Below are 13,010 nucleotides of genomic sequence, written 5' to 3'. Positions count from 1 at the left end.
CTTGAACTTGAAATTTATTAAATGAATACATCAAAATATTTTTTTCAGACTTTAATCGTGGTAATCGTTTCTGGATTGTCTTTTTTGGCATTCAAAACGTTTTTGCCTAAGAAATTATTTGCCGATAGTAAATTAGATTCCAAAAATGTAGTAGTTGATAGTTTGCTTTTGGAAGCAATTGCCGAAGACGAAGGTGCAATCGTCGAAGATTCAATGGCTAAAACCATTATCGATTATAAAGTTGTGAATGGAATAAAATTTCCACCAGAAACATTCGAAGAATATACTGGAAATCAATATTTAGCGACTTTTTTTGAAAAACTGTTCCAATTAGAAACTAAAAAAGAAGGTAATGTTCGTATTGCCTATTTTGGTGATTCGATGACGGATGGTGATCTAATTGTAAAAGATTTTAGAACCTATTTGCAAGAAAAATTTGGAGGTCATGGTGTTGGATTTGTTAATATTACATCAGAATCAGCTGCTTCAAGAAGTTCCATTACACATGAATTTTCAGGAAATTGGAAAACCCAATCCTATTTAAAAGTAAAACGTCCGTCGAATCCATTTGGTGTAAACGGTCATGTGTTTTATGCGAATGATACAGCAAATGTAGCTTGGGTTAAATACAAAGCAAACAAAACAAGATTTGCATCAGAATTACCGCATCCAACTTTATTCTACGGGCGTTCGTCTAATAAAGATGGGAAAATTAAATATGTAATTGGTACTGATACTATTTCTAAAAAATTAACACCAAATGCTTTAGTAAATACAGTTGTCCTTTCTGAAAGTAATTTGAAAAGCATCAAAGTGAATTTCAAAAAAGCCGATTCTATTCCAATTTACGGATTCAATTTTGATGATGGAAAAGGCGTTCACGTAGATAATTTTTCGAATAGAGGAAACTCAGGATTGCCAATTGGTAGTTTTGATGTTGCTACTATGCGTGCTTTTCATTCGAAATTAGATTACGATTTAATTGTATTGCAATATGGAGCTAACGTGTTGAATTACGGTTCGTTGAATTATTCTTGGTACGAAAAACGAATGGCAAAAGTGGTAGCGCATTTGAAAGAATGTTTCCCAGGAGTTGCAATTTTAATTGTCTCAACGGCTGATAAATCAACCAAATACGATTTAGAAATGAAAACTGATTCTGCAGTTGTTCCCTTGAATACAGCACAAAAGCGTTATGCTATTAAATCAGAATCGAGTTTTGTAAACATGTATACCTTAATGGGTGGTGATGGTTCTATGATTCAATGGGTAGAACAAGAGCCAGCAAGAGCAAATAAAGATTATACGCATTTTAATCACAGAGGTGCAAAAGAAGCTGCAAATTTAATTTTTACCCAATTAAATAAAGGCTATGAAATGTATAAAGAATTGAGAAAAAAGCGTAAAAAATCTGCTGCGCCAGTGAAAAAAGATAGTATAATCACCAATAAAGATTCGGTATATGAAGAATAGATTTTTGATGTTTTTATTGGGATTTTCTTTTTTTGGATTTGCTCAAGATACTTTGTTAGTTCCTATAGATTCTGTTGAGGTAGATCTTCCTATTGTCGATTCTATTGAAGTTACTTTCACTGGAAATGATATTCATAATCCGAATGCACTTTTGGCTTTTTATGAAAAAATGTACCAATTAGAGCAAAGTAAATCGGGAAAGATTAACATTGTTCATATTGGCGATTCGCATATTCAAGCCGATTTGTTTACTGCAAAAATCCGTACTCAGTTTCAAAAAGTCTATGGGAATGGTGGTTTTGGATTTACTTTTCCGTATAGCGTAGCTAAGACAAATAATAGCGCTCCGATTCGTTATTCCGCTTCAGGAAATTTTCAAAGTTTTAGAAATTTATATGCCGATGCTAATCGTCCTGTTGGCTTGAGTGGTTTTTCTATGGAAACTACTTCAAAAGATTTTGCGATTCAAATGAATGTAAAAGATGCACAATATTATTTCACGAAATTGAAAGTAATCACGCCTCAGAATGTCAATTTATTTGATGTATCAATTTCTAATAAAAATATTGTCATTGAACGAAAAGTTCCGAAAAAAATCACACATAAAGTTAAGCCAGGTGAAGTTTTAGGAGGAATTGCTGATAAATACAACGTTTCTTTAAAAGCTTTGAAAAAAGCAAACGGCTTAAAAAGTGATATGATTCGCGATGGAAAAGTGTTGATGATTCCAACGAAAGGAACACAATCAAAAACCACAACCAAAACGGAATATATTCCTATCGAATTACAACCTTCTTTGTTTTCAAACGATTATATTTCGGAAACGCCTTTAGATAAAATTGCGATTGTTCCCAATCAAGAAATTGAAGATTTTGCTTTGAATGGATTGGTTTTGGAAAATAATAATTCGGGTGTTATTTATCACAGTATTGGTGTTAATGGTGCGAAAGCTTCTGATTACAATAAATTCAGATTGTTCAATGAGCAATTGCCAGTATTGAATCCAGATTTAGTGATTATTTCTTTGGGAACGAATGAGAGTTTTGATAAACAATCGGGCGAACAATATTTTGCGCATTTGGACCAAATGATTCAAGAAATTAAAGAGAAAAATCCGCAAGCATGTGTTTTGGTGATGACTTCTCCACCTTCGGTTTTACATCGAAAATATAAAAACACTTTCATTGAAAAATATGCAGAACTCATAGAAGATAATGCTCGAGTGAAAAATTATGCCGTTTGGAATCTTTTGGATGTTTTTGGTGGGAATAAATCCATAAAACGCAATGCAGCAAAAGGCTATATGGCCAAAGATAAAGTGCATTATTCAAAAGCAGGATACGAAAAACAAGGCGAATTATTTTTTGAAGCCTTTTTACAATCATACGAATTATTTAAATCGACAAAGCAGTAGTGAAAGCACTTTTTAGCATACAAAATTGGTTTCTTGAAAATGTAGGGAATATCGATTTAGCCACCATTAAAAATTGGTTTTTATTCAATCCAAAACAGCCGCTATTATTTAATAGTGCCATTTTTTTAGGATTCTTTTTAGTTTTCTATGTTATTTACATTTTATCTAGGAAAACTCATACTTTTCGCATTACTTATGTGGTTTTGTTTTCTTTGTTTTTCTATTACAAATCAAGCGGAATTTACTTTGGATTATTGATTTTTTCCTCGGTCGTCGATTATGTTTTGTCGCGATTAATTTATGAAGAAGCCAAGCAAGGATATCGTAAATTTTACATGATATTGAGTTTGTTGATTAACCTTGGAATGTTGGCGTATTTCAAATACACGAATTTTTTCATTGATAATTACAATACACTTTTCAGTGGAAATATGAAGTTTGAAGATATTATTCTTCCTGTCGGAATTTCATTTTATACGTTCCAAACCTTAAGTTACACAATTGATGTATATCGAAGAGAATTAGAGCCTACGAAAAGTTTCATGGATTTCTTGTTCTTCGTATCGTTTTTCCCGCAATTAGTAGCAGGACCAATTGTAAGAGCGAGTGATTTTATTCCTCAGATTTATGAGAAATTAAAGTTAACGAAAGAAGATTTCAATCGTGCTTTATTCTTAATTATTGGAGGATTATTAAAGAAAGCGGTAATTTCAGATTATATTTCATCCAACTTTGTCGACCGTGTTTTTGATGCACCAAATAGTTATACTGCCTTTGAAAATTTAATGGCGTCTTATGGTTATGCTATCCAAATTTATTGTGATTTCTCAGGATATTCTGACATCGCAATCGGATTAGCTTTATTAATGGGATTCTGGTTGCCTGATAACTTTAGAACGCCTTATCAATCAGGTTCTATTACCGAGTTTTGGAGAAGATGGCATATTTCGTTATCGAGTTGGTTGCGAGATTATTTATACATTTCATTAGGCGGAAATCGAAAAGGAAAAATCAGAACCTACTTCAACTTGTTCATGACCATGTTATTAGGAGGTTTATGGCACGGCGCTTCGTGGAAATTCGTAGTTTGGGGTGTTTTACACGGATTGGCTTTAGTAGTTGAGAAATTCTTTGGTCAGTTTATAAAATTGCCTAAAAATGTTTTTGTTAGAACAATTCAGGTTATCTTGACTTTCCACTTTGTGGTTTTTTGTTGGTTGTTTTTTAGAGCGAAAGACTTTGCTACGGCATTTCAAATTGCAGATAATGTAACCAAATTAACTTTCGATTTAAATCAATGGCAAACCATTATTTTAGGCTATAAAAATGTTTTTTTACTAATTGCAATTGGAGTGGTTTGGCATTTTATTCCAGTGAAAACGTTAGCTGGAATGCAAAAAACTTTTTCAACTTTGCCTTTAGTTGCTAAAGCTGTATTATTAGGATTGATTTATTGGGTAGTGTATGCAACCGCTTCTGCAGATACCCAACCTTTTATTTATTTTCAGTTTTAGTAACTTTTGTTACTCTTTTGCATTTATTTGTATGGTAACTTTGTTCTTTTAAATCGAGATGAATAAAAAGGAAATCATAATCACTTCAATAGGAGTTGTAGTCGGATTAATTTCGGGTTATGCTTATTATCATTATATTGGATGTATTTCTGGAACTTGTTCTATTACTTCAAAACCTTTAAACAGTACTTTATATGGTGGCGTTTTAGTTGGATTGTTTTTCAACATGATAGGCGATTTCTTTAAAAAGAAACAACCCTAATTTCTTGTGTAACAGTTGTTACCAAATATTTTTACAATTTGTATATATTTGTTATATGAAATTTTCAGTTCACATACTATGCATTTATCTGTTGCTTTTGGTGGCTTTGCCGTCTGTAAGAGCTATGAAGATGTTAGTGAGTGAAAATTGTGAAGAAACTTGTCATAAATCTAGTTCCGATTCTTCAGGTTGTGAAAAAGGAAAAATCATCATGAGTTTGAACTTTAGTCCCGTTCAATTTGTAAGTGAATTGGATTTTAAACCTGAAATTTCGTTTCCAGAATTCAAAATTGAAAAAGAAAAATCGAACTACGAGAAAATCTTTATTTCTAAATACCAACATTCCATTTGGCATCCGCCGAAGTTTTCCATTTCCTAACTAAGAAAAGTTGATTTTTACGTTTGTGTTTTTAGCACAGACTTAACTTATAATGGAATAAAATGAAAAATATACTAATCGTGTTTTTGTTGGCTTTTTTTCAGTCAACAACAGCACAAAGCACCTTTGAATATGATGTGGTGTTAACTCCGGTTTCCGTTTCAGGACTGCCAGGATTGCATTCCTATGCTTTTGCGCAACACAATGGAAAATGGTTAATCATTGGTGGAAGAAAAGATGGTGTTCACGCACGTCAGCCTTTTAATGCGTTTCCAGATGCACAAAACAATAAGGATATTTATGTGGTAGACATTGCCACTCAACAATCGTGGTCGGCTTCGGTGAATTCGCTTCCAACAGGAATTAAAGAGCAATTGCAATCAACCAACATGAATTTTTATCAAGATGGTGATGCTTTGTTTATCGTTGGTGGATATGCTTATTCCACAACAGCTGCCGATCATAAAACCTTCAATAATTTGACTTCGGTTGATGTGCCTAATTTGATAAATGCTATCATTGCAGGAACTCCAATAACATCCTATTTCAAACAAATATCAAATGATGTTTTTGCGATTACAGGAGGTCAATTGGGAAAAATTTGGAATACATTTTATTTAGTGGGCGGGCATCGTTTTGATGGAAGATACAATCCGATGAACAACCCAACGTTTACCCAAACGTATTCGAATGCTATCCGAAAATTCACTATTGATAATTCGGGAAGTAATTTGAGTTATGCCAATTATGAAGAAATCGTGGATGCGGTTCATTTGCATCGTCGCGATTATAATTTGTTGCCTCAAATATTTCCTAATGGAGAATTAGGCTACACGATTTCGTCAGGCGTATTTCAAATTGCGGTGGATTTACCGTTTTTATATCCAGTTGATATCAAAGCAGGAGGTTATTTTCCGCAAACGCAGTTCAATCAATATTTGAGCAATTATCACAGTGGAAAAGCTTGTTTGTATGATGCTACCAATAACAGAATGCACAATCTGTTTTTTGGCGGTATGAGTCAGTTTTATTATTCAAATGGTACTTTATTACAAGATGATACGGTTCCCTTTGTAAAAACTATTAGTAGAACAACACGTTTTGCTGATGGAAGTTTACTTGAATATCAATTGCCAGTTGAAATGCCTAATTTAAAAGGAGCTGGAGCTGAATTCATCCCAAATGAGAATTTACCACATTATTCTAATGAAGTCATACAATTGTCGAATATTACAGCGGATGAATTCGTAATCGGGCATTTATTTGGAGGAATTCAGAGTTCTTCACCTTCGGCTTTTACAGATAATCAAACTAATTTAACGAGTGCTGACCCAACGGTTTACCAAGTTAAATTAGTGAAAAATCCGTTGTTAAGCACACCTCAAATTGACGGTAAAAATCCGTTTTCGTTTACGGTTTCACCCAATCCAACGTCTATTGATACGGTTAGAATTCAATTTGATATGCCTTATTCGGCTAAAGTCAATTATGTACTAACGACTCTAGATGGTAAAATTGCAGAAGAAGGAGAAATTGAAGATGTGAAACCTGGAATAAATGCCATGAACTTTAGTTTGGCTTCGGCTAAATCAGAGGTAGTGATTATTACTTTTGTTTTTGACGATAAATTTTATGTATCTCAAAAAGTGATAAAAAAGTAATACTGTTAAATTAATAAAAAATTAAGAGTACTATTTTTAAAATTATATATATTTGTAATAGTACAATACAAACAGAAAGAATAAATAACAATTTAAAAAATACACAAAATGAAAAAATTAGTTTCTATCATGGCTGTTGCCGCTTTTATGTTATCAATGAATGTTAATGCTCAAGAGCCTAAACAAAAAGCAAAAAAAGAAACAGCTAAAACTGAAAAATCTTGCTCAACTGCTGACAAAAAATCATGTGGTTCAGATGCTAAAGCTGGTGGATGTTGTTCATCTAAAAAAGCTGCTGAGAAAAAAGCAGAATAATTTTATTCAAAATAAATTCAAAACGCCTCGATATTTTCGGGGCGTTTTTTTATGTAACAAATGTTGCTGTGAGTTTTTTTTGAAAACTATAATTTTGAGAAACAATTCATTGAAAAATGATGATTGTTTTAGTTTTATTGGTTAGTCAGAGCGTCTTTTAAAGACGCTCTTTCTTTTTGTAACAATTGTAACTCGGCTATGTAACTCTTGTTACCGACTACCTTTTTTTACGAACGTACATTTGTATCGTTAATTAAGAATAAAACTAACTATGAAAAAAATCAATTTATTAATAGTACTTGGATTGGTGTCTATTTCTGCTCTTGCGCAAGACACTTTGACGATTTCAAAAAATGATTTATTACAGAAAGTCACTGAAAATAACCTACAAATTAAAGTGGCCGAAAAATCATTTCAATCTGCAAAAGCGGATTATCGTCAATCGAATGCACTCTTTTTGCCCAACATTAATGTGTCGCATACTGGAATAGTCACAACTAATCCATTAATGGCGTTTGGTTCGAAATTAAATCAAGAAATTTTAACGGCTTCTGATTTTAATCCAGCATTGTTAAATGATCCTGATAAAACACAAAATTTTGCAACTAAAATCGAGGTTCAACAACCACTAATTAATTTAGATGGTTTGTATGGAAGACAAGCAGCAAGAGCTAAAATGAATGCTTTTCAATTGCAAACTGAACGTACTAAAGAATATTTAGAGCTTGAAGTTTCAAAAGCTTATATGCAATTGCAATTGGCTTATAAAGCGATAAAAGTTTTAGAAAAAGCAAATACAACAGCACAAGGAAATTTAAAATTGGTAGAGAACTATTTCAAAAATGGTATGCTACAAAAAACCGATTTGTTAAATGTGCAAGTTCGTGTGAATGAAATTACAAATCAATTGCAATATGCCAAATCCAATGTGCAAAATGCCTCTGATTATTTAGCATTTTTATTGAACGAAGATATGGCTGGAAAAACCTTTAAACCAGCAGAAAATTTAGATAAAACAATTGCTATCGAAACTATAAATACCACAATTTCTGATTCCAGAAAAGATATTCAAGCGATGCAAAAATCGGCAGAAGCGTACCAAAAAATGTTTCAATCTTCTAAATTTGGCTTCTTACCAAGATTAAATGCTTTTGGAAGTTATGAATTGTATGACCAACATCTTTTTCAAACTTCAGCTAAAGGATATGTAGTAGGAGCACAATTGTCATGGAATGTTTTTGATGGCTATAAAAACATCGGTAAAACACAAAAAGCAAAAGCTGATTTTGAAAAAGCAACAGTTGAAACCGAACAATACAAAAAACAAAGTCAGTTAGAATTGAACAAAACCAATCGTCAATTGCTTGATGCAGAGAACAAAGTAAATTTATCTAAACTAGCTTTCGAACAATCGCAAGAAGCTTATAGAATTCGTCAAAATAGATTCACTCAAGGATTAGAAAAAACAACCGATTTACTAATGGCAGAAACCCAAATGGCACAAAAAGAATTAGAACATTTGCAAGCTGTTTTCGAATATAACTTTACTAAACAATACTTACAATTTTTAACGAAATAAAAAGCAAGAACAAGTTCAAGAGCAGGTTCAAAATTAAAATTTAACAACATGAAAAAAATAATAACAATCATTACACTAACATCTTTAATCTTAACTTCTTGTGGGAGTGATAAAAAAGAAAATGTAGCCGATTTACCTGCAATTCCAGTAAAAGTGGCTGGAAATTCAGGAAATTCTAATAGTCCATATGTAACAGCAAGTGGAAAAATAGAATCCGAAAACAGTGCGAATTTAAGTACTAGAATGATGGGTTATGTAACCAAAGTAAATGTAAAAGTGGGACAAAATGTTTCGGCTGGACAACTTTTGGTAAGCATCAATAACACCGATTTGCAAGCTAAAAAAGCACAAGTTGATGCTTCTATCACGCAAGCTACAGCAGGGTACAACAATGCGAAAAAAGATTATGATCGTTTTGTGAATTTGTTCGCCCAACAATCGGCTTCGCAAAAAGAATTAGATGATATGACGGCTCGTTATGAAATGGCAAAAGCAGGATTAGAAGCAGCAAAACAAATGCGTAATGAAGTGATGGCGCAGTTTTCATATTCGAATATTACAGCTCCATTTTCAGGAACAGTAACCAATACTTTCGTAAAAGAAGGTGATATGGCCAATCCAGGAATGCCTTTAGTTAGTATTGAAGGCGCTTCAAGATTGCAAGTAACCGCAATGGTTTCAGAAAGTGATATTTCGAATGTGAAAAACGGAATGCCAGTAAAAATCAATGTAAAATCAATAAACAAAGAAGTTGTAGGAAAAGTTTCGGAAGTGAGTTTATCTGCCAAAAACACAGGAGGACAATATTTAGTGAAGGTCACTTTAGACAAAATGGATAAAGAAATTTTATCTGGAATGTTTGTAAACGTGCAATTTCCAACGGCTAAAAAAGAAACAACTACCGTTAAATCGGATGTGGTTCTAGTTCCAGAAAGCGCTTTAGTAAAACAAGGACAATTAACAGGAATTTATACAATTGGAAGTGGTAATGTTGCTATTTTAAGATGGTTACGAGTTGGAAAAACATTCGGAGATCAAGTAGAAGTATTATCTGGATTAGCAGCAGACGAACAATACATCGTTTCTGCAGAAGGAAAATTATTCAACGGAGCTAAGGTTAGTGTTCAGTAATCAGTAATTAGTGTTCAGTAAAGGTTTTTAGTAGATAACTTGAAACCTGAAACTTTAAACTTTTAAACAAAAAATAACATGCAAGAAGGTATTTCAGGTAAAATAGCCAATTTCTTTATCAACTCTAAATTAACCATTTTATTAATGGTAGCGTTGATGATTATTGGTACATATAGTTCGTTCTTAATTCCAAGGGAAGAAGAACCGCAAATTAACGTTCCTATGGCCGATGTTATGGTCATGTATCCAGGTGCTAGCCCGTCTGAGATAGAGAGTAGAGTAGTAAAACCATTAGAAAAAATCATTGGTAACATCAAAGGTGTGGAGCACATTCACAGTATGGCGATGAATGGCTATTCCATGATGGTCGTGCAATTTTATGTGGGGGAGAATAGCGAGGATTCGTATGTGAAATTATACGACGAATTGATGAAAAACCGCACGATGTTTCCAGAAGGCGTTATGCAACCTATCGTAAAAACACGTTCGATTGATGATGTTCCTATGTTGGGATTGACGCTTTGGAGTGAAAAATACGATGATTTCCAATTACGTCAAATTGCAGAAGAAGTTACTTCGGAAATTGAAAAAGTAAAAGACGTTGCCATTACGAAGGAAATTGGAGGAAGAACCCGCGAACTAAAAGTTGTTTTAGATAAAGATAAAATGGCTGAAAACGGTGTGGATGCGTTGAGTATTATGCAAATGATTCAAGCCAATAACGGAAGTTCGCAATCAGGTAGTTTTGTACAAAATGATGCGGAGTATTTAGTGACTACTGGTAAGTTTTTATCAACTTCGGAAGATGTAGAAAACTTAGTAGTGGGTGTGAATAATAACATGCCGGTTTATTTAAAACAAGTAGCAACCATTCAAGATGGACCGCAAACACCAAAGAACTATGTGTCTTTTGGTTATGGAAAAGCGAATGAAAAATTCTCAAAATTTAATTCGGAATATCCAGCGGTAACCATTTCGGTGGCGAAAGTTAAAGGTGCCGATGCAATGCAGATTTCAGAGAAAATTATTGAAAAAGTTGAAGCTTTAAAGAAAAATATTATTCCAACTGATGTACACGTTGAGGTTTCCAGAAATTATGGTGAAACTGCATCGCACAAAGTTGGTGAGTTGTTGTTGCACTTAGGTGTGGCTATTATCGCAGTAACGGTATTAGTAATGTTAGCTATGGGTTGGAGAGGCGGATTAGTAGTGTTTTTCTCGGTACCGTTGACCTTTGCTTTAACTTTATTTAGTTATTACTTATTAGGATATACGTTAAATAGAATCACGCTTTTTGCTTTGGTATTTGTAGTAGGTATTGTAGTAGACGATAGTATTATTATTGCCGAAAACATGCACCGTCATTTCAAAATGAAGCGACTTCCGTTCAAACAAGCAGCTATTTATGCAATAAATGAAGTAGGAAATCCAACAATTTTAGCAACGTTTACAGTAATTGCAGCTATCTTACCAATGGCTTTCGTATCCGGAATGATGGGGCCTTACATGAGTCCGATGCCGATTGGAGCTTCTATTGCGATGATATTATCGTTGTTTGTAGCATTGACTGTTACACCTTATTTGGGTTACCATTTATTACATGAAAAAGATGAGCAAGAACATAAAGAAGAACAAGGTTTAGAAACCTCTTGGATTTATAAAATCTATAAAAAAATCGAACAACCGCTTTTGGATAATTCAAAGAAACGTAATCTAATGTTTGTTGTTACGATAGTACTTTTATTAGGTTCGGTTTTGATGTTTTTTACGAAGTCAGTTGCGGTGAAAATGTTGCCTTTTGATAACAAAAACGAATTCCAAGTGGTAATTGATATGCCAGAGGGAACTACGTTAGAACGAACTGCAGCGGTTACGAAAGAAATTGCGCAATATCTTTCAACTGTTCCTGAAGTAGTGGATTATCAGAATTATATTGGCGCTTCGGCTCCAATAACTTTCAACGGGTTAGTGCGTCATTACGATATGCGCGGTGGAAGCAATATGGCTGATATTCAAGTGAATTTACTACACAAAGAAGATAGGGATTTACAAAGTCATGATATCGCAAAAGTAGTGCGTCCAGAAGTGCAAAAAATTGCTAAAAAATATGGTGCGAATGTGAAAATTGTAGAAGTTCCGCCAGGACCACCCGTATTATCAACCTTAGTTGCTGAGGTTTACGGACCTAATTACGAAGAGCAAATTAAAGTAGCGAATCAAGTGAAAACGATTTTGGAAACAACTTCTGATGTGGTTGATACGGATTGGATGGTAGAAGCTCCTCAAGTAGAATACAAATTAGAGGTAGATAGAGAAAAAGCCATGTTGAACGGTATCGCTCCGCAACAAGTTGTTGGTAATTTGACTTATTTGCTAAGAGAAATGCCGGTATCTAATTTGTATGATGAGCGTTCGAATAATCCTGTTGGCATCACACTTTCATTGGAAGACAGAGACAAAACTTCGATTCAAGATATTCAAAATTTGAAAATCAAAGGAAGTCGTGGTAATGTAGTTCCTGTGAGCGATTTGGTAAAAGTTACAAAAGATACGCTTCAAAATACGATTTACAGAAAAGATCAAAAACGCGTGGTGTATGTTTTAGCTGATATGGCGGGAGCATTAGAAAGTCCGGTGTATGCGATTTTAGGAATGAATGAGAAGTTGGAAAAAATGCAATTGCCAAAAGGTTATAAAGTAAACGAATTGTACATGGATTCTCCTTCAGATGAAAGTGATTTCACGGTAAAATGGGATGGAGAATGGCAAATTACCTTAGAAGTATTCCGCGATTTAGGAGCTGCATTTTTAGTGGTAATTATTATAATTTACATGTTGATTGTTGGTTGGTTCCAAAACTTCAAAACTCCAATCGTGATGATGGTAGCGATTCCACTTTCATTAGTCGGAATTGTATTAGGTCACTGGGTTTTAGGAGCATTCTTTACTGCTACTTCGTTCATTGGAATGATTGCGTTAGCAGGAGTTATGGTTCGAAATTCGGTCTTACTAATTGACTTTATTGAAATCCGATTGAATGATGGAATTTCAATGAAACAAGCTATTATTGAAGCTGGAGCTGTGAGAACCACCCCAATTTTATTAACAACAGGAGCAGTAGTAATTGGAGCATCCATCATTTTGTTTGACCCAATTTTCCAAGGATTAGCCATTTCGTTAGTAGCAGGAGCGATTGTTTCAACATTGTTGACATTAATCGTGGTGCCTTTGATTTACTACATTACAGAACGTAAAAAATGGGAGAAAAACAATTAAATAACA

10 protein-coding genes are annotated in these 13,010 nt (G+C 33.8%); all 10 read left to right on the top strand.

Annotated elements, in window-relative coordinates; translation table 11 throughout:
* Positions 1-21 precede the first annotated feature (21 nt).
* Positions 22-1,473 carry an SGNH/GDSL hydrolase family protein gene (locus IM755_RS06475; RefSeq protein WP_194094905.1) on the top strand — a complete coding sequence of 484 codons (1,452 nt, stop codon included), beginning with the start codon at positions 22-24 and terminating at the stop codon, positions 1,471-1,473.
* Positions 1,463-2,887: a GDSL-type esterase/lipase family protein gene (locus IM755_RS06470; protein ID WP_194094903.1), complete on the top strand. Its 1,425-nt coding sequence runs from the start codon at positions 1,463-1,465 to the stop codon at positions 2,885-2,887. The genes IM755_RS06475 and IM755_RS06470 overlap by 11 nt, the downstream gene beginning before the upstream one ends.
* The gene (locus IM755_RS06465) at positions 2,887-4,401 is read left to right on the top strand and encodes an MBOAT family O-acyltransferase (protein ID WP_194094901.1); all 1,515 of its coding nucleotides are present in this window, start codon (positions 2,887-2,889) and stop codon (positions 4,399-4,401) included. Before IM755_RS06470 ends, IM755_RS06465 begins: the two co-directional genes overlap by 1 nt.
* Positions 4,402-4,459: 58 nt before the next feature.
* Positions 4,460-4,663, top strand: a complete 204-nt coding sequence (locus IM755_RS06460) for a DUF6132 family protein (protein WP_194094899.1) — start codon at positions 4,460-4,462, stop codon at positions 4,661-4,663.
* Positions 4,664-4,718: 55 nt separating this feature from the next.
* On the top strand, positions 4,719-5,042 hold the full coding sequence (locus tag IM755_RS06455; protein WP_194094897.1) for a hypothetical protein: 324 nt from the start codon (positions 4,719-4,721) through the stop codon (positions 5,040-5,042).
* A gap of 62 nt (positions 5,043-5,104) precedes the next feature.
* Positions 5,105-6,703 carry a hypothetical protein gene (locus tag IM755_RS06450; protein WP_194094895.1) on the top strand — a complete coding sequence of 533 codons (1,599 nt, stop codon included), beginning with the start codon at positions 5,105-5,107 and terminating at the stop codon, positions 6,701-6,703.
* Between the two features lie 108 nt (positions 6,704-6,811).
* Positions 6,812-7,018 carry a hypothetical protein gene (locus tag IM755_RS06445; protein ID WP_194094893.1) on the top strand — a complete coding sequence of 69 codons (207 nt, stop codon included), beginning with the start codon at positions 6,812-6,814 and terminating at the stop codon, positions 7,016-7,018.
* 271 nt (positions 7,019-7,289) lie between these two features.
* On the top strand, positions 7,290-8,597 hold the full coding sequence (locus IM755_RS06440; RefSeq protein ID WP_194094891.1) for a TolC family protein: 1,308 nt from the start codon (positions 7,290-7,292) through the stop codon (positions 8,595-8,597).
* A 48-nt stretch (positions 8,598-8,645) separates the two neighbouring features.
* Positions 8,646-9,728, top strand: a complete 1,083-nt coding sequence (locus IM755_RS06435; protein ID WP_194094889.1) for an efflux RND transporter periplasmic adaptor subunit — start codon at positions 8,646-8,648, stop codon at positions 9,726-9,728.
* A gap of 78 nt (positions 9,729-9,806) precedes the next feature.
* A complete protein-coding gene (locus IM755_RS06430) occupies positions 9,807-13,004 on the top strand; it encodes an efflux RND transporter permease subunit (protein WP_194094887.1) in 3,198 nt (1,065 codons plus the stop codon).
* The last annotated feature ends 6 nt before the right edge of the window (positions 13,005-13,010 follow it).

Source organism: Flavobacterium proteolyticum, assembly GCF_015223105.1.
Classification (GTDB): domain Bacteria; phylum Bacteroidota; class Bacteroidia; order Flavobacteriales; family Flavobacteriaceae; genus Flavobacterium; species Flavobacterium proteolyticum.
The sequence above is the reverse complement of the archived record's forward strand: the minus strand, read 5'-3'. Positions and strand labels throughout refer to the sequence as shown.

What these genes read in the sequence shown, in the direction of transcription:
- IM755_RS06475 (WP_194094905.1), top strand. Translation starts at nt 22, where the DNA reads ATGAATACATCAAAATATTTTTTTCAGACTTTAATCGTGGTAATCGTT.
- IM755_RS06470 (WP_194094903.1), top strand. Translation starts at nt 1,463, where the DNA reads ATGAAGAATAGATTTTTGATGTTTTTATTGGGATTTTCTTTTTTTGGA.
- IM755_RS06460 (WP_194094899.1), top strand. Translation starts at nt 4,460, where the DNA reads ATGAATAAAAAGGAAATCATAATCACTTCAATAGGAGTTGTAGTCGGA.
- IM755_RS06455 (WP_194094897.1), top strand. Translation starts at nt 4,719, where the DNA reads ATGAAATTTTCAGTTCACATACTATGCATTTATCTGTTGCTTTTGGTG.
- IM755_RS06450 (WP_194094895.1), top strand. Translation starts at nt 5,105, where the DNA reads ATGAAAAATATACTAATCGTGTTTTTGTTGGCTTTTTTTCAGTCAACA.
- IM755_RS06445 (WP_194094893.1), top strand. Translation starts at nt 6,812, where the DNA reads ATGAAAAAATTAGTTTCTATCATGGCTGTTGCCGCTTTTATGTTATCA.
- IM755_RS06440 (WP_194094891.1), top strand. Translation starts at nt 7,290, where the DNA reads ATGAAAAAAATCAATTTATTAATAGTACTTGGATTGGTGTCTATTTCT.
- IM755_RS06435 (WP_194094889.1), top strand. Translation starts at nt 8,646, where the DNA reads ATGAAAAAAATAATAACAATCATTACACTAACATCTTTAATCTTAACT.
- IM755_RS06430 (WP_194094887.1), top strand. Translation starts at nt 9,807, where the DNA reads ATGCAAGAAGGTATTTCAGGTAAAATAGCCAATTTCTTTATCAACTCT.